Consider the following 17,076-nt stretch of genomic DNA (forward strand, 5'->3'; position numbering starts at 1 on the left):
CAAAATCGTACCGACACCCTGTTCAACTATCCGGCCATTGGTAGTGCAGGGTAACAATTGATCGCTGAAAGTGATCGGTGTCACACAAATGCACCGAAAGAATTGCCTAAATTTAGCTAACAATCGACCTGATAGTCAACCAACTGCTGGCATTTCCGGTAGATTCAAAACCTTTATAAAAACCAAAAATCCATTGTGTCATGAAAAAGAATATGGGAACCATCGACCGGGTATTGCGGACGCTAATCGCCATTGTCGCCCTTTACCTGTATTTCACCGGTGCGGTTTCGGCCACCCTGGGGCTGGTATTTATTGCCATAGCGGCCGTCTTTCTGCTAACCAGCTTGGTAAGCTTCTGTCCGCTGTATACCCTCTTCGGGATAAAAACCTGTGCTACCAAAGAAAGTTAGCCTATCCTTTTTCAGGTAGGACCGGAACGATTACCCCGGGAAGGGTATCTTCGTCACCCGGTAAAATGAAAGGCTGCCTTCCGGATGGAGGCAGCCTTTACTTAGGAGGGGTCAAGAATCTTTTTGATGCGTTCGAGACAATCCTCCAGATGTAGCTTGCTCATCCGATCATTGGTCCGGGGAATGGCTCGCTGGATCCGTTGTTGTAAATTCTTCAAGCTGGCCCGAGCAGCCGGCCGAATATCCGATTGAGAAGCGTTTAACGAGGAAGCCGCCCGCCCGCTTTCGTCTTCGGACAGCAAGAACTCCAATCGCTCCAAATGTGCCCGCTGCAGACTCCTCCGGTACACATGGATTGATTCTCCCTTCGCTAGTTCCGACCAGATGCCCTCGCTCAGGTCATCCATCATTTCCAGGAGGCCGTAGGCGGCATCTCCGTTGAGGGCCTCGTTTTCGATGATCCTGCCCAGGCGACCCCATTCCAAAATTCCATTGAGCGTGGTTACTTGCAAGGTTCGAATCCGGTCGACTATCCCAAATTCCTGCGTCCTACGGGTAATCGCCTCATCGGTCCACCAGTCCTGCGTAGCAAACAACTCTCCCACCAGAAAGTCCATGGCTTCTTTTTGCCGGGCCTTGTCCACATGGGTATAGACGGCTTCCTCCTCCTGACCTGTGGCTTTGTACACCTCGTAAATCCCTCCAATATTGGTGCGCACGTGGCCCATGTACCGGCTAAATTGGGCGAGGACCTGACCGTACAGCTCCTGCAGGTCGCTGTAATCTTTAAACGGCTTGTCTTCCTCTGCGGTCCATTCGATCAAATTGGGGACGATACGTTTCAGGTTTTCAATACCGTAAGCAGAGGCCTTCATGGCATCGTTACCGAGGTCTTCGCTTTGGGTGCTCGGGTCATACGGGTTACCCTGGCGCCCGTATCGGTATACGGGATCTCCTTGTTTTTCGCGGATCCATTGATCCAGTATCGCCTGTTCTTCCTCTGGAGTCTTGGCTTCCGGGATGGGTCGGTAGCCCCAGGCGATGGCGTACTTGTCGTAGGGACCCACTTCCGGGTACAGGTGAACACCTTCGTCTTCGGGTTGGGCGATGTAGTTAAATCGGGCATAATCCATGATGGATGGGGCGGTCCCAAACTCCCGGGTAAAGGTTGCCGACCGCAGGGAATCTACCGGATAGGCGAAAGAAGAGGCAAAATTATGGGGAAGGCCAAGCGTATGCCCCACTTCGTGAGCCGAAACAAACCGGATCAACCTGCCCATTACTTCGTCTTTGAACGCGACACCACGGGCATCCGGATTGATTGCTGCGGTTTGTACAAAAAACCAATTGCGCAACAGGTTCATGACATTGTGGTACCAGCCGATGTCCGATTCGATGATTTCACCCGAACGTGGATCCGAAACGTGCGGGCCGTAGGCATTTTGGATATCGGAGGCAAAATAGCGTATCACGGAGTAGCGGGCGTCTTCGGGGTGCCATTCCGGATCCTCTTCCGGACTGGGAGCATCCTTTGCCACGATCGCGTTTTTAAAGCCTGCTTCTTCAAACGCTGCATTCCAGTCCTCCACACCAGCTTTCAGGTAGGGCACCCATTTTTTTGGCGTTGCCGGATCGATGTAGTACACAATTTGTTTTTTCGGTTCTACCAATTCCCCGGCCTTGAATTTTTCCATGTCCTCTTCCTTAACTTCCAGCCGCCATCGGTCCAGGTAGGTACGCCTGCTTGCTTTTTGGGCATCCAGTCCGTAATCCGTAACCCGCGTACTGAACCATCCTACCCGTTGGTCCGCTAATCGCTGCATCATGGGCTCTTCCGGCAATAGCACCATGCTGCTATTCATTTCTACGGTGATTAAGCCCGTGCTGGCGTTGGACGGGGGCGCAGCGGCCGCGTAGGTGAGGACGTACCGGGCCTCAATATTCATGGGGAACGAACGGATGGTATCGATGTAGGAACGATCGGTATCCAGCCGGGAAACCTTGTATTGCGTACGACGGCTTTTTTGCAAACCCAGGGCGGGGACGTCCTTGGAGAAAAGATCCGTCACTTCGATGACCCAGCCCTTTTCCTCTTTCCCTTTCGACTTGATATCAAATCGGTATAAAATGGGCTCCAGGTTGGAATTCCTTACTGCTTCGTAGATGGGGAGGGAGTCGGAAGCAGTATTCGAATAGGAAACCACCCGCAGTAGCAGGTTTTTGTCCTTCTTGTCCCAACGCAGCATTTGGGTATTCGTACGCTCTCCTCCGTAGCCAATCCCCGAGGCCGTTTTGGCAATGGTGGTCACCATGAGCATTTCCCGACCCAGCATTTCTTCCGGAATCTCGTAAAAATAGGCACCGTCTACCAGGTGCACGTCAAAAAGGCCTTCTCGACTATGTGCACCGTCTTTGATCACTTCTTTGTAGGGTTTCAAGCCGTCCTTGGATACCTCTTTTTTCGGCGCCTCTGATTCTTCCGCTTGCGTAGCCTTCTCTTTCGGATAGGTTCGTTTCCTCCGCTGGGCTTCTGCTTCGGTGAGCAAACTCAGGTTCAGGAAAAAACTCAACAATAGGCCAAGCGAGATACCTGTTTTCAGGCGAAAATTGGTATTTTTCATTTCAATGGATTTAATGGAAAGACGAAATTAATCGATTATTTTCAATTCCTTTCTTTATCCCGAATGGAAATCTACTGTTAAAATAAGATCTTCCTTTTTCAAACCATCCCAGGACTGGGGCGTTTAAAAGACAGACATGTTCGAAAATGAAATCATTATTGTTGGTGGTGGCTTGTCCGGATTGACCGCCGCCTATTTGTTAGCCAGGCAGGGAAAACGCGTCCTGGTCATCGAAAAAAAGGCCTATCCCTTCCATCGCGTTTGCGGAGAATACGTTTCCAACGAAGTAAAAGATTTCCTGATTCGGGAAGATCTGTTCCCTTATGCATACGATCCGCCCCATATCGACCAATTTCGGTTGAGTGCGGTCAATGGCATGCACGCCGATTTCCCCCTTGACCTTGGCGGATTCGGTATCAGCCGGTACGTGCTGGATTACCATTTTTATCAAAAATGCCTGGAAAATGGGGTGCGTTTTTTGCAAAAAACGCAGGTTACCGATATTCAGCACGTAGCGGAAAGGCGGCACTTTCTAGTTCAAACGGACGATGGTACCTCCTTGCCGGCGGCATTTGTGCTGGGTGCCTACGGCAAGCGATCCAAAATCGATAAAAAACTAAACCGCAGTTTCATTCAAAAAAGAAGCCCCTACGTGGGCATCAAATACCACGTCGCGATCGAAGGCATGGACGACCGCACGGTGGCCTTGCACAATTACAAAGGTGGCTACCTGGGTGTAAATAAAGTGGAAAACGGCCATTTCAACCTCTGCTACCTGGGGAGTAGGGAGCAATTAAAAACCGCCGGAAGTATCGGTGCCATGGAGGAGCGGTACTTGTACGAAAACCCCCACATACGCGAACTATTTGAAAACGCGCATTTTCTATGGGAACGGCCGGAAGTGATCAATGAAATCAGCTTTGCCACCAAACGGCCAGTAGAAAACCAGATCCTGATGCTGGGAGATGCGGCGGGAATGATCACCCCCCTCTGCGGCAACGGCATGGCCATCGCCATACATACGGCAAAACTGGTCGCAGACGCCTTTCAGGAAAACCAGCGTCTGGAGGAAATTCAGGAAGCCTATCAGAAAAATTGGAACCGGTATTTTCAGGGCCGACTGAAGCTTGGAAGGCAAATCCAGCAGCTTTTTGGGGCGCCGCTGGTTTCTTCGCTGGCTGTCAACCTACTAAAAAGATCCGCTTATGTTTCCCGGCTACTTATCCGGCAGACTCACGGGACCCCCATTCAATAAACCGTTCCCAGCGACGTACCGGCTGCCTCTGGGAACGGATGTGTGGGAAGTTGTTAGAAGCGAATGGACACCCCTGCCAGGTAATTGGTCCCCGCCATGGGGTAGTAAAAATTTTCTGTGACCAATTCCCGACTGGTAGTTCCTTCCGAAGGTACGAAATAGCTGAACGTATAGCCGTTGGGCTCGTACAGCTCGTCAAACAGGTTATTAACCTTTACGGAAAATGCCATCTCCTCTACAAAACCGGGATACCAACTGTAGGAGAGCCGCAGGTCGGTGGTCCAAAAGGGATCCAAACTTCGGTTTTCCTGCTGGGTATTATCGAGGTATTGCCGCCCTACGTATTTGTTGAGCAAGCTGACTTCCAGGTTTTTGATCGGTCGGAAATCCACCACCGCAGCTCCCACAAAGCCTGGTGAGAAGGCGATGTCGGTATCGCGATAGCTGGTGGCCTCCTGCCCGACAAAATCCCAATTTTCGTCGTAAATATCGTTGTACTCGGTAAACGTATTGATTTTATTTCTACTGAATGCCAGGTTCCCTCCGATTGTCCAGCGGGAGTCCAGCTGCAATGCCCCGTCCAATTCTATCCCTGCCCGGTAGCTGCTGGCGACATTTTCGCGGATGTAGGCACCCACATCGTTGAGCTGGCCCGTAAGCACCAACTGATCTTGGTACCCCATGTAGTACAGGTTGGCGCTGTATTGGTACCGGTTTTTGCGCACGCGGATTCCCGCCTCAACATTGTTAAGGGTCTCCGGTCGTGGTATTTCGGTGAGCGGTGAATCGGTAAAATCCCTGCGCACCGGCTCCCGATTAGCGACTGCGTAGGAGGCATACCAGGTCTTTCCCTGCTCCGTTTCGTAGGATAGCCCAATTTTGGGATTAAAGAAGTTGTAATTTTGGCTTCCCGTAATGGTTCGGAGGTCGTTGTTAATGCCATCGAAGCGGTAGTAGACATTTCTCCATTGGAAATCACCAAACAGGTACAGCCGCTCTTGCACCTCGTACGTAGACTTGAGGTACACGTTCCGATCATCCTTGATGGCTACGTTGTCGTAATAACGGTCTCGAATATCCGTGTCGCCACTTACTCCCATCCAAATGATTTCCCCAAAATGATCGCCGTCGTATCGGTTGGCCCCGCCCCCGAGAATGGCATCGAGGCGTCCGTTTTGCGAGACGTAGTTTAGGGAGAAAACCGCTCCGTAAAAATCATTGTCCAGCCATCGTCGACGGATAATATCGGTTTCGCTGATCAGTTCGCTGCCGATGGCAATGGGTTCAATGCCGTAGTTGGCCAAGAGATTATCCTCCGGTCTGAATTGCTCGTAGTATCCTTGGCCCTGTGTATAGTGCAGGGAAAAGTTGGCCTTCAGGTTGGCCGCCCAGGTCCCGGCATAGATAAACTGGTAGTGATCCTGCTGGTAATTGTCGGTTTCGTTTTCGTAGGTATAGCTGTTGAAGGTTCGGTCGGATGCAAGCAGGCTTTCCGGAACGCCATTCCAGGCCTGGTAGGTCTGTTCCGCACCGGAAAAGATATTGACCTTTACCACGTGGTTGTCCCCGTAATAGCCCCCGGAGACAAAGTACGACTTCAAGTCCGAAAACGCCCGGTCCACGTAGCCGTCAGAAGTAATTCGGGAGAGGCGGGCATCTACGGCCCAGCGATCGTCAATCAGGCCGGTGCCTGCTTTTACGGTATGCTTTCGTGTGGCAAATGAACCCACCGAATGATCTGTCTCGGCATAGGCTTCTTCTCGTTTGGTATCGGTTTGTATATTGAGGCTGGCTCCGAATGTTGCTGCTCCGTTAGTGGAGGTACCGACGCCTCGTTGAATTTGGATGTTTTCTACAGAAGAAGCAAAGTCCGGCATATTCACCCAAAAAACACCGTGAGACTCTGCGTCATTCAATGGGATACCGTTTACGGTCACGTTGATCCGTGTTTGGTCGGTGCCCCGGATACGCAAGCCGGTGTAGCCTACTCCCGCGCCTGCATCGGAATGCGTCACCATGGAGGGGGTATAATTTAGCAACAACGGTAAATCCTGCCCGAGGTTATTTTTGGAAAGATCCGATTTGTCAATGATTTGAAAGGTAGTAGGCGTGGTGGCAGAGGCCCGCGTACCGGAAACGATAAAGGCTTCGGTGGTTAGGGTAGCGGGCTCGAGCCGAATTTCCAGGGGCCTTTCCTGAGGCAACCGAACCAGGTAACTCCCGGCTTCGTAACCCACGTAGGAAACCACCAGGTTCCATTCTCCGGATGCCAGGCCGGCCATTTCAAAGCTTCCTTCCCGGTCGGAGACCGTGCCTTTGTTCGTCCCCTCCAGCATTATGGTAGCTCCAGGTAGCGGAATTCCGGTTTCTGCATCCTGGATTGTTCCCTGGATACGATTTTGGGACAAAGCCCATTGGGACCAAAGCATTGCTGCCAGGGTCAGGTACATGCGAATCATAACAATTAATTTGTTCGGTTAAACATCAAAGGAATAAAGGGGTATTCCTTTTTTCATTGTTTACCCAATAGCATTACGTACGATTAGCTATTTCTCATTTCCCTTCGCCGGCACTACCCGGATCAGGTAATATGGGTATGATCTCAGCCCGGTATATTGGGGCACCCCTAATGATCTTGATGCAAATGTAACTGGTAGAAATGGCAATGCCAAATCGGAAAAGCCCTTGCTTAGGCCCTTCCCAATACTTTTAAATGACGAACATGTGAGCGAAATGCCCAGCGCAACTTTGGGTGTTCCAGGTACGGGATGTTGTATTCCGCGCAGACTTGCCTGAGTATCTTGTTGATGGCGGGATAGTGCACGTGCGAAATTTTTGGAAACAGGTGGTGTTCGACCTGGTAATTCAGGCCTCCCAAAAACCAGGTCAGCAATTTATACCCGGTAGCAAAATTAGCCGTGGTCCGGATTTGGTGGATCATCCACTCGTCCTCCATACTATTGGTCTCCGGCGAAGGAAGGGGAAAGGCGGTCTCCTCCAGGCTATGTGCCAACTGGAATACCAGGGTGAGCAGAACTCCCGCAAACAAACTGTACACAAAAAACCCGATCAGCCACTGCGTCCAGCCGAGCATGAATACGGGAATGGCCACAAACAGCACCAAATGGATGGCTTTGAACCCCCAAAAACTGATGTGGTCCGACAGTTTCATCTTCTGTATCGGCACCATCCCCACCTTTTTGGTGACGTATTTTTTATAGTCCGTAAAAAATACCCAATACAAGTACAACAAGGAGTAGGTAAAAATAAAATAGTAGTGTTGAAACTGGTGGATTTTAAATTTCTTTTGGCTCGGAGAAAGCCGTAAAAAGGGGCGGGCATTCAAGTCGTCGTCTACTCCCTCTACATTCGTAAAGGAATGATGCACCACGTTGTGTTTGGTTTTCCACATGAATACATTGGCTCCCAGAAAATTAATCGATAGGCCCGCCAGGCGGTTGACCCATGGCCGGTCACTGAAACTGCCATGTGCCCCGTCGTGCATGACATTAAATCCGATAAATGCGGTCAGCGCACCCAATAACAGACACTCCATGAGAGCAATTGCCCAATGGGGAGTAAAGAAAACCAAGTGAACGTAAACCAGAATAAAGGAGACCACCATGATACCAGCCTTAAGGTAAAGCGGTTTGCTACCCGAACGGGTGATATTTGAGTCCCGAAAGTAATCGCTTACCCGTTGCTTCACATCCAGATGAAAGTTTAGGGTTGGTTTGGAAAATTTTGGCGTGGCCATACAATAATGTTTTTAGGGGTGAATAGTAAGCGTGACTGAGGAGGGGGTGGATTCGTAGTTCAGAAAAATGACCGATTACCGATTGTTTTCATCATTCCGTGTCGTAAGGTACGACAAGTTTTCGGTAGTATCAATTAAACTCGACTGAATTTATCAAATGCATCATGTCCGTTTTGATGTATTCGATGACCGGTGCCAGGGAATCGTTTTTCACGGCTGTCTCAAAATACAGCGCGCCCCGCAAAAAATGCGCGGTGGAGTCGGTCACAAAAAACTGAAACTGGGTCGGCACTTCACCACTCAGTTCGGACACCAGTCCCGTATATCCGGTTGGAGTACGGACTACGCTCTCGTCGATTCCGTAGGCCTTGATCTGGTGTTTGAAGGTAAGCGTCAGGGCATCGTTTAGGTAGGACTTGAGGTTTTGCTGCCCACCAGTTATCGGTTTGTAGGTCAGGTGTACCCGCGCGCCAAGGGAACTATAGTGGAGATTGATCCAGTTTTTTTCGGCCATGTTAAAGGAGTCCGGCTCTACCTGTAAGTGTGTGGAATGCTGAAAGGTGTAGGGAAGATCCATCTCCAATGCCTCAAACTCCCGCTCGGGGAGATCGATTCGGTTGTATCCCATGGGTCTGGGCACGTAAGTTTCGCCGCAGGCAACAAGAATCAATAGAAAAAGGAGCGCCATCCCTCCCATTGCCGGATGCCTGGCAGCATCTCCCGATCGGTGTTTTTTCCGCATCATTATTCCCTTACCCAGGTCACTTTTTCAGAAATCGGTTTCCGCTTGCCTTCCGGCCAACGATCGGAGGCAGGTTTGGCAACGTAGAAAAAGCCCATGAGCATGTCGGCCTCTTCCAAGCCAAAAAAGGGCTTTGCTTCCGGCCAGAAGGTGGGTCCACCGGTGCCCCAATAGGCCGCCAGACCGTGGGCACTCGCCGTCAGGTACATGTTTTGCACCGCCATGGAAACGGCCGCGATTTCCTCCATTTCGGGAAGATTGGCGCGAAGGTCCCGCTTCATCCCGATGGCGATGATATGGGAGGCTTTCAGCGGGTTTTCCTTAAATTTTGCGTAGGTAGCTTCGATAAATTTCCCGGTCTTTTCACTTCGCTCCTTGTACAGGTTGGATTGAAAATCTGCCAGCCGCTGTAGTCCTTGTCCAGAAAAGACCACAAACCTCCAGGGTTCTGTCAATTTATGGGTGGGTGCCCAGTTGGCATTCTCGAGCATTTCCAGAACGATGTGATCCTCCACCGGATCGTCCTCTTTGAACTGCGCCACAAACTGAGACCTTCTGTTTCGGATGATCTTATTGACTTCTTCGGTATTAAATATGGGTCGATTATTCATGTTTTTACTAGTATTTTACTCCAACCTTTATTCCGCCGTAAAAGTTTCTTGGTGCAGCAGGCTGAAAATACCTGCCACCAAAGGGGTTGAGATCATTCCCCAGGCTGTAATTGGCATTCCCCAGATTTTCTACCCCGGCAAACACTTCCAGGTCCAGGCTGGTTCCTGCACTGCCTCTCCAACCAAGGCGGGTATTCAGCAGGTGGTAGGCTTCTTGATAGACCGTATTGGCGTCATTCAGTGGGGTATCGTCCACGAATTGATGGGTGAAATTCAGGTAAAATCCCGGTCGCGTACGCAGATCCACCTGATTCACGACAGTATGCGGGGCCACCCCGGTAAGGTCGTTTCCGGAGAAATCGTTTTCCCCTTTCATAAAGTCCGCAAAGGTAAAGAAATGCCCCGTATAGGTGTGGGTCAGCTTTAGCTCCTGGATAAAGGACAGTTGCTTTCGGATTAGGGCATAATCCACCAAGGCTTCAATGCCCTTTTGATCGGTCGCTCCGGCATTTCGGAAAAGAACGACGCCATCCGGATTGGTAAAGGTAGTGATGGTCTCATCCAGCTTGAAGTAAAAGGCCGAGACGTCCACATTCACCCTTCCCTGCCGAAAGCTGGACCGGTAGCCAACCTCGTAATTGATGCCTTTTTCGGCCTCAAGATCCAGGTTTATGGTTCCTTCGTTGGTCCGTACCTCGTCGATGGTGGGCGGTGAAAATCCCGAACTGATGCTCCCGTGAACGGCAGATTGTTCGTTCAGCTTCCCGGAAAGGGCTATTCTGGGCACAATCACCGGGTCGAAGGTGCGCCTGGCTTGGGAAGGCATCCCCCGGATAGCATCGATGTTTCGCGCAATATCAAAACTGGAAAAATTTTCACTCAAGCCCAACGTCAACAAAAACCGCTCGGATAACTCGGCTTCCAGCTGCTGAAAAAGAAAAGCCGTGCGGGTAAGCAGTTCGTCGCTAAACCGTACCGTGTCCGCCTGTCCGCCCCGGTTGCCGAAGTTTTGCGCCGCTGTGGTGGAAAACTGGTACTCGCCTCCCCCAATTAAACGCACCGGAATGGACCCCCAATTGCCATCATAGGTAAAACTCGTCCTTCCACCGTAGCTAAATTGGGTTTCCTTTTTGTAATCCAGATTAAATGGGTTTTCGAAATCCACCGTGTTGATGTAGATGGAGGTTTTGTTGCTGAATTTGGGGTGAAACTGGTAGTCGTGCGAAACCACCCCGTACATGGACTGCTGGTCAATGGATGCATTTTGTGCCGCGGATCCCGGTCTTGCCTGCTGGGGATTTTCGGCCACCTGACTGGCCGTGAGCGCACCGGGTAGTTCATAAAATAGATCCGAATACAACAGCTGTGTGGTAAGAAGCTGCTTTTCGGAAGGCTTAAAATGTCCGGTAAGCTGCACTACTTCCCGGTCCATGGCCGTATGATCGCGGTAGCCATCGGCTTTTTGCCGGACATACGATACCTTGATCCCGCCTTCTTCCATTTGCTGGCTGAGGCCAAAGCGATACCGTGTCATGCCAAAATCGCCAAAAGACAGGTCTGTACTGATCCTGTTTTCCGTAATTTCAGGACTGCTGCTAAAACTGATCACGCCACCATTTCCCGCCCCATAGATGCTTCCAGCAGGTCCCTTGATGATTTCTGTATTTTGCAGGTTGGCCACATCCAGCATGTTGAGCGGGGTGGTGCCATCCGCGGCTGTAAAGGGAATTCCGTTCCAATACACTTTCACGTTCCGTACGCCAAACGGCGCCCGTAACGAGCTTCCGCGGATCGAAATCCGGTAACTGGCAGGCGCCCGCTCTTCCACCCGGATACCCGGCTTGGTATTGAAGGCATGTACCACGGACGTCTCGTTGAAGCGAAACAAATCCGCCTCTGATACGCGCACGATTCCCGCTGCCTGCTCCAAGAGGGGACGCTCGGTTTCAAACGAACTGACCACCACCTCTGCCAATGCATTTGCCGCAGGCTGTAGGGAAACGACCAAAGTGCCCGAAACCGGAACAAGAACTTCCTGACTCTCGTAAGCCACATGAGAAAAGCGTATTTCAGCAGCCTCCTCCAGGGATAGATTGACTTGTCCGTTTTCATCGGCCACAAACGACGGTAGGTTGTTTCCTTTCAATGAAACGAAGGGAACAGCTTCTCCGGATTGCGCATCAAGCACCTGAATACTTGTCTGTGCGAAGGTGATACATGGAAATAATACTACGAGTAGTAACAGTAGGTTTCGAAACATGCCTTATGGGTACAGTAATTAATGGAATACCGGGGTAAAATTAATTGATTTTTAGCGGAATCAACCACCGATAAAAAAAACCTGTGGCAGGTAATCAAAAAATCAATAACTTGTTCCTCAGAAATCATCAAATCTACAATCAATTATGGATAGAAGATCCGCCATGAAGCAATTGGCTATCCTGACTGGCGGTGCGGTACTGATGCCGGCCTGCGACTTCAGTGAGGAATCCATCTTGCAAGCCTATCAAAACCTAAAGATAACCGCCTCTCAAAAAGAGCTGTTGACCCGAATCATCGCCACGGTATTTCCAGGAAAAGTCCTGAAATCGGGTCCGGACCTGCAGCTTCAGGATTTTGTCCTGGTGATGTGCAACGATTGCCTGGACAGGGGGCAACAGGAAACATTTGTCGCAGGCTTGCAGCAGTGGGAGGCGTTTTCGAACAACCAATATGGAAAGAAGTTTTCGCAAATGAATGCGACGGAAGCGGAAGACTGCCTGCGGGCTACATTGGCAATGGACGGAGAAGGGGACGAAAAAAAGAATGCAACCGCATTTATCAGCACAACCAAACGCTTCGCCCTGCAAGGGTACCTGAACTCCGAGTACTTCATGACAGAAATCAAACCGTACGAGTTGGTTCCGGCTCGCTTCTACGGAAGCAAAAAAATTGAAACCGCATAAATAAAAGAAACGCAGGCCATGGCGAATTTGACCATAAAAAGTAAAAAAGACAACAGCTACGATGCCATCGTCATCGGTTCGGGAATGAGTGGGGGATGGGCCGCAAAGGAACTTTGCGAAAAAGGCCTTAAAACCCTGGTCCTGGAGCGGGGACGGGAAGTAAAACACGTGCAGGATTACCCCACCACCAATAAAATGCCCTGGGAGTTTGAACACCGGGGGACCATTCCCGAAGAAATCAAAAAGGAAAATCCGGTGGTGAGCCGCTGTTATGCCTTTCGGGAAGACGCGCAGCATTTTTTTGTCAAAGATACCGAGCACCCCTACGTGCAGGAAAAACCCTTTGACTGGATCCGAGGCTACCAAACCGGAGGCAAATCCCTTTTGTGGGCCAGGCAGGTGCAACGGTGGAGCGACTTTGATTTCGAAGGTCCCGCCAGGGATGGATTCGCCGTGGATTGGCCCATCCGCTACCAAGACCTTGCGCCCTGGTACAGCCATGTAGAAAAGTTTATCGGCGTGTCCGGCAATAAGGACGGACGGGACAACCTGCCCGATGGGGAGTTTTTACCGCCCTTTGAACTGACCGCCGGAGAACTGTATTTCAAGGACTTTCTGCGGAAAAACTACCCCGAACGGGAAATCATTGTGGCACGCTGTGCCCACATCACGGGCAACGCCGAATTCTATGCCAAACAGGGCAGAACGCTTTGCCAAAACCGAACCCTTTGCCAGCGCGGCTGCCCCTTTGGCGGCTATTTCAGCAGCAACTCCTCCACCCTTCCCTGGGCGGCAAAAACCGGAAACCTCAGCATGCAGCACCATGCCGTGGTTCATTCCATCATTTACGACGAGGCCAAAGGCAAAGCTACGGGTGTCCGGGTGGTTGATGCCAACACCAAAGAAACCACAGAATATTATGCCAAGGTAATCTTTTTGAATGCCAGTGCACTCAATACCAATCTGATCCTGTTGAACTCCACCTCAAGTCGCTTCCCCCAGGGGTTAGGCAATGACAGCGGGGTATTGGGTAAATACGTGGCCTTCCACAACTACCGGGCGGGGATTTCCGGAGAATTTGACGGGCTGAAGGAGTACACCACCGAAGGCAGAAGGCCGACTTCCGGCTATTTCCCCCGCTTCCGAAACGTCTACACGCAGGAAACCGATTTTCTTAGGGGCTATGCCGCCGGATTCAGCGCAAGTCGTAGCATGGTCAACGATTACTCCGGCATCGGTGAAGAACTGGAACGGGCCATGACCCGGGAGGAATACGGTCCCTGGCGGGTGGGTTCGCACATGATGGGCGAGACCATTCCCAAAGAAGCGAGTCAGGTAAGCCTGGACCCGGACAAAAAGGACGCCTGGGGCATTCCGCAGCTGCGGGTTTCTCTTGACTACGATGCCAATGACGAAGCCATGATTAAGGATTACCTGGAGCAAATGACCGAGATGTTTGAAGCCGCAGGCTTCACCAATATCCGAACCCGGGATGACAAGCGAGCTCCAGGTCTGGATATCCATGAAATGGGGGGAGCCCGGATGGGCAAAGACCCCGAAACCTCGGTCCTTAACAAATGGAACCAGATTCATGCCTGCCCGAATGTTTACGTGACAGACGGCGCCTGCATGACTTCCACCAGTACACAAAATCCTTCACTAACCTATATGGCTTTTGCCGCCCGGGCGGTGGACCATGCCGTGAAGAATATGGGCTAATTTGAAGCCTTTTCAGAAAATGTAAAAAGCCGACAGGGACTTGCGGGTGCCGTCGGCTTTTTTGTTTACTCCAAGGTATTACAAAAAATTGGCACCGGTCGTAGGCTTTCCTAAATCCAGCGAATTTAAACACTCTATAGCGAAATTTTTTTTCAAATTCGGCCAGATTAAAACCGGATCAGGCTCCGGTGTTTTAAATCCGGCCCCTTTTATTTACCTTCGTTTTTTCAACAAGCAACCAACGACACATGGAACTAACCGGAAAGATCATACAGGCACTGGAAGAGCAATCGGGTAACGGACGCAACGGTACCTGGAGAAAACGCGACTATATCCTGGAAACCCCGGGCCAATACCCGAAGAAGGTCTGCCTGACCGTATGGGGAGATAAAATCGATCAGTTTAATATCCAACCCGGCCAGGACATTACGGCCAGTATCGAAGTGGAAAGCCGTGAATACAACGGGCGTTGGTACACGGATGTTAAGATATGGCGGGTAAACAATGTGGACAACGGTACCGGAGGTGGTGGAGCGGCTTCCGGAAACCAAAAGCAGGACCAGCCTGATGTCAGTACTTTCAGCGATGACAGCGAAGGGGATATTTTGCCGTTCTGATGCCGGCAATGTACGCGTTACGCGCATCGGTGCATTCATTGGCTAATGTACCCTCGTACAGCCCATCCTAAAAAATGGATTCCGGCTTACTGACGGAAAATTCAACCATCCGTTTACGAAAGACTTTTTTAGGTTGGCAACGGGCAGACGACAGGAGGTTGCAGGGAAGGTACATCTCCAGAAGCGTTTTGTTTTCGTTGATCGACAGGTCCGCCCAAGACTCCGGGTAAGGATTGACCTGGCTCAAAAGGTCCAAATCTCCATAGAGGAGTTGCCCCACATGGAGCCTGCGATCGGTTTCCTGAAGTAGGAGTCGCCTTCCCTCCAATTGGTAGGTCCCTTCCACAAAGAAGCGGTAGCCCAGTAGTCGATCCGCCCCGGGTTCCCGGTAACCCAGAAAGCGGGTGTAGTCACCGTTGTCAAAGAAGGTAAAGCTTTCCACCTGAACGAGAGAGAATCCAGCATGCTCGATGTCGTAGTCTTCTTCCCAGGTACCCTTGAGTGCTTCAGGAAGTAGGAGCTGCTCCGTATCGGTACATCCAAAAAGGGTTAGAAAAACTACGATTATTAGATATGCACGTTGCGTTTTCATTGGGGTGGGTGCCTTTTTATCATTATTCGTATTGATCCAAACAACTGTCCTGATATCCAATCGGTAATTTCCATAAAAAATAAATCGTTCCTTGATTTTTTCGGGGGAGGTTCCGTTGTCCTGCATACCGATCAAATGATTTCGTCGGGACTACCTTCAGGAAAAGACTTTATTCGAAAAACTTTTCACCGATTCCGATGGCGAACGTACTTCGGCAAGCTTGGTCAGGGGTGTTTCCCCATCATTCCCTGTAGGTGCTACTTTTTGGTTACACGTACCCCAGAACAAGGGGTGGCTTCTGTCTGACTGTAAAGCTAGCCTGTTGGATTGGCAACCGCACTGAAGCAAGGTCTGCAATAAATATAGTTTTTTTTTCTATATTTATTCTAACCCCTTCAAAACCCAGTGCTTATGAAATTTCTTCACTATCTTTTACTGATCGTTTTTCCAGTTGCTTCAGTATCAGCACAGGAAAGCAATGTGCGACCTCCGATTATTTTTATTTACGACGCCAGTGGTTCCATGTGGGGCCAACTCACTGGAAAAACCAAAATGGATATTGCCTCTGAGGTATTAACCGACGCCGTAAAAGAGCTTCCCGAAAATCAACAAATCGGTCTCGTAGCTTACGGACACCGAAATAAAGGCGATTGCAGGGATGTGGAGTTCCTGGTGGATGTACGCGAAGGAACGAAACCGGCTTTCATTGCTGCATTGCGCTCGATCAAACCACTGGGCATGACGCCGTTGGCCTATGCCGCTTCCGTAGTCATAGATAGTTTAAGGGAAGCAAAAACCAATGCAACCGTCATTCTGGTTACGGACGGGATTGAATCCTGCGACGGTGACATTTGTGAAATAGTAACGAAAGCAAAAAACGAAGGGATTGATTTTCGCTTGCATATTATCGGGTTTGGGCTGGTCGATGAAGACACGGAGCCATTGAAATGTGCTGCAAAGGCCGGTGAGGGACGGTATTTTCCGGCATCGGATGCCGCAGACCTGGGGGCGGTCTTGAATGAAGCGACTGCGGCCACCGTTGACCAACCTAAAAATAACGTTTCGGTCTATACCGTAAAAAACGGGAAGCCCATTGACGCGCTCGTTGAGGCCTATGATATCGTTGCAAAGCGAGATCCCATACGTGCCCGTACGTACGGCGATACGGCCTATTTCTATTTGCCGCCGAGCACGTACAATTTTGAGGTGAGGCCCCTCGAAGGCAGTGACATGAAAACCGTCACCGTTTCCGGAATAAAAAGTAGGGAAGATAGTCTGGTTCATGAAGAAATTAGTTTTGACGGTGGCAAAATCGGTATTTCTATCACCAATAACGGAGCGTACTGGGATGCCATGGTAAACGTGATCGATCAAACCGGGCAGGTAGCCGCTTCTGTTCGAACGTACAATGCAGCCAAAGAGATAGAGGTGAATCCAGGCTCGTACACGATCACCGTTCAGGCCCTCGCGATGAATGGTTTGGAAACCTTTGCTGAAATGGAAAATATTGCGATTGCCTCAGGAGGTACCACGCCGATTACCTATGATTTTCAGACAGGAACCGCCTTTATCGATGCACGTGTTGGTGACAAATCCATAGACAGCATTGTAACGATCAGGGAAGCCTCCTCCGGCAAAAGCGTAGCCGGGGGACGCACCTACGAGCGGGGAAGAGACTTTCTACTTAACCCTGGTACGTACACGGTAAAAGTCGCTCCGATGGGTGCCTACAAGGACCGCGCTCCCCAGACCCTTACCGTGGAGGTGAAAACGTCCGAAAAACTAATAAAAACACTTACCTTCTGAT

At 50.5% G+C, this 17,076-nt stretch carries 13 protein-coding genes and 1 riboswitch; of the genes, 6 read left to right on the forward strand and 7 right to left on the reverse strand.

Annotation, left to right across the window (positions count from 1 at the left end):
* Nucleotides 1–200: 200 nt before the first annotated feature.
* Nucleotides 201–410: a YgaP family membrane protein gene (locus GCU44_RS06440; protein ID WP_154855236.1), complete on the forward strand. Its 210-nt coding sequence runs from the start codon at nucleotides 201–203 to the stop codon at nucleotides 408–410.
* Between the two features lie 101 nt (nucleotides 411–511).
* On the opposite strand, the gene GCU44_RS06445 is transcribed toward GCU44_RS06440, so the two are convergent.
* A complete protein-coding gene (locus GCU44_RS06445) occupies nucleotides 512–3,031 on the reverse strand; it encodes a zinc-dependent metalloprotease (RefSeq protein WP_154855238.1) in 2,520 nt (839 codons plus the stop codon).
* 136 nt (nucleotides 3,032–3,167) lie between these two features.
* On the opposite strand from GCU44_RS06445, the gene GCU44_RS06450 reads away from it, so the two are divergent.
* A complete protein-coding gene (locus GCU44_RS06450) occupies nucleotides 3,168–4,286 on the forward strand; it encodes an NAD(P)/FAD-dependent oxidoreductase (protein WP_154855240.1) in 1,119 nt (372 codons plus the stop codon).
* A 53-nt stretch (nucleotides 4,287–4,339) separates the two neighbouring features.
* Here GCU44_RS06450 and GCU44_RS06455 read toward each other — a convergent pair whose 3' ends face one another.
* The 5 genes from GCU44_RS06455 to GCU44_RS06475 all read right to left on the reverse strand — a co-directional run bounded on the left by GCU44_RS06455 (nucleotide 4,340) and on the right by GCU44_RS06475 (nucleotide 11,656).
* Nucleotides 4,340–6,745 carry a TonB-dependent receptor gene (locus tag GCU44_RS06455; protein WP_154855242.1) on the reverse strand — a complete coding sequence of 802 codons (2,406 nt, stop codon included), beginning with the start codon at nucleotides 6,743–6,745 and terminating at the stop codon, nucleotides 4,340–4,342.
* An 82-nt stretch (nucleotides 6,746–6,827) separates the two neighbouring features.
* A riboswitch (TPP riboswitch) is annotated at nucleotides 6,828–6,924 on the reverse strand.
* A 51-nt stretch (nucleotides 6,925–6,975) separates the two neighbouring features.
* The gene (locus tag GCU44_RS06460; RefSeq protein ID WP_154855244.1) at nucleotides 6,976–8,043 is read right to left on the reverse strand and encodes a fatty acid desaturase family protein; all 1,068 of its coding nucleotides are present in this window, start codon (nucleotides 8,041–8,043) and stop codon (nucleotides 6,976–6,978) included.
* Between the two features lie 130 nt (nucleotides 8,044–8,173).
* A complete protein-coding gene (gldD, locus tag GCU44_RS06465) occupies nucleotides 8,174–8,740 on the reverse strand; it encodes a gliding motility lipoprotein GldD (RefSeq protein WP_455423649.1) in 567 nt (188 codons plus the stop codon).
* Nucleotides 8,741–8,787: 47 nt separating this feature from the next.
* The gene (locus GCU44_RS06470) at nucleotides 8,788–9,396 is read right to left on the reverse strand and encodes a nitroreductase family protein (protein WP_154855246.1); all 609 of its coding nucleotides are present in this window, start codon (nucleotides 9,394–9,396) and stop codon (nucleotides 8,788–8,790) included.
* A gap of 7 nt (nucleotides 9,397–9,403) precedes the next feature.
* Nucleotides 9,404–11,656 (reverse strand): TonB-dependent receptor domain-containing protein, encoded by a 2,253-nt coding sequence (locus GCU44_RS06475; RefSeq protein WP_154855248.1) that lies wholly within the window; start codon nucleotides 11,654–11,656, stop codon nucleotides 9,404–9,406.
* Between the two features lie 145 nt (nucleotides 11,657–11,801).
* Between GCU44_RS06475 and GCU44_RS06480 the strand changes: the two genes are divergently transcribed.
* The 3 genes from GCU44_RS06480 to GCU44_RS06490 all read left to right on the forward strand — a co-directional run bounded on the left by GCU44_RS06480 (nucleotide 11,802) and on the right by GCU44_RS06490 (nucleotide 14,677).
* On the forward strand, nucleotides 11,802–12,341 hold the full coding sequence (locus GCU44_RS06480) for a gluconate 2-dehydrogenase subunit 3 family protein (protein WP_154855250.1): 540 nt from the start codon (nucleotides 11,802–11,804) through the stop codon (nucleotides 12,339–12,341).
* An 18-nt stretch (nucleotides 12,342–12,359) separates the two neighbouring features.
* Nucleotides 12,360–14,060, forward strand: coding sequence for a GMC oxidoreductase (locus GCU44_RS06485; protein ID WP_092171283.1), 1,701 nt, complete (start codon nucleotides 12,360–12,362; stop codon nucleotides 14,058–14,060).
* A gap of 248 nt (nucleotides 14,061–14,308) precedes the next feature.
* The gene (locus GCU44_RS06490) at nucleotides 14,309–14,677 is read left to right on the forward strand and encodes a DUF3127 domain-containing protein (RefSeq protein WP_092171280.1); all 369 of its coding nucleotides are present in this window, start codon (nucleotides 14,309–14,311) and stop codon (nucleotides 14,675–14,677) included.
* Nucleotides 14,678–14,744: 67 nt separating this feature from the next.
* Here the strand turns inward: GCU44_RS06490 and GCU44_RS06495 are convergent, their stop codons facing one another.
* Nucleotides 14,745–15,269 carry a hypothetical protein gene (locus tag GCU44_RS06495; RefSeq protein ID WP_154855252.1) on the reverse strand — a complete coding sequence of 175 codons (525 nt, stop codon included), beginning with the start codon at nucleotides 15,267–15,269 and terminating at the stop codon, nucleotides 14,745–14,747.
* A 411-nt stretch (nucleotides 15,270–15,680) separates the two neighbouring features.
* Here GCU44_RS06495 and GCU44_RS06500 point away from each other — a divergent pair, with 411 nt between their 5' ends.
* Nucleotides 15,681–17,075, forward strand: coding sequence for a vWA domain-containing protein (locus GCU44_RS06500; RefSeq protein WP_154855254.1), 1,395 nt, complete (start codon nucleotides 15,681–15,683; stop codon nucleotides 17,073–17,075).
* The last annotated feature ends 1 nt before the right edge of the window (nucleotide 17,076 follow it).

The organism is Cyclobacterium xiamenense (genome assembly GCF_009467825.1).
In the GTDB taxonomy this organism is placed as follows: Bacteria; Bacteroidota; Bacteroidia; order Cytophagales; family Cyclobacteriaceae; genus Cyclobacterium; species Cyclobacterium xiamenense.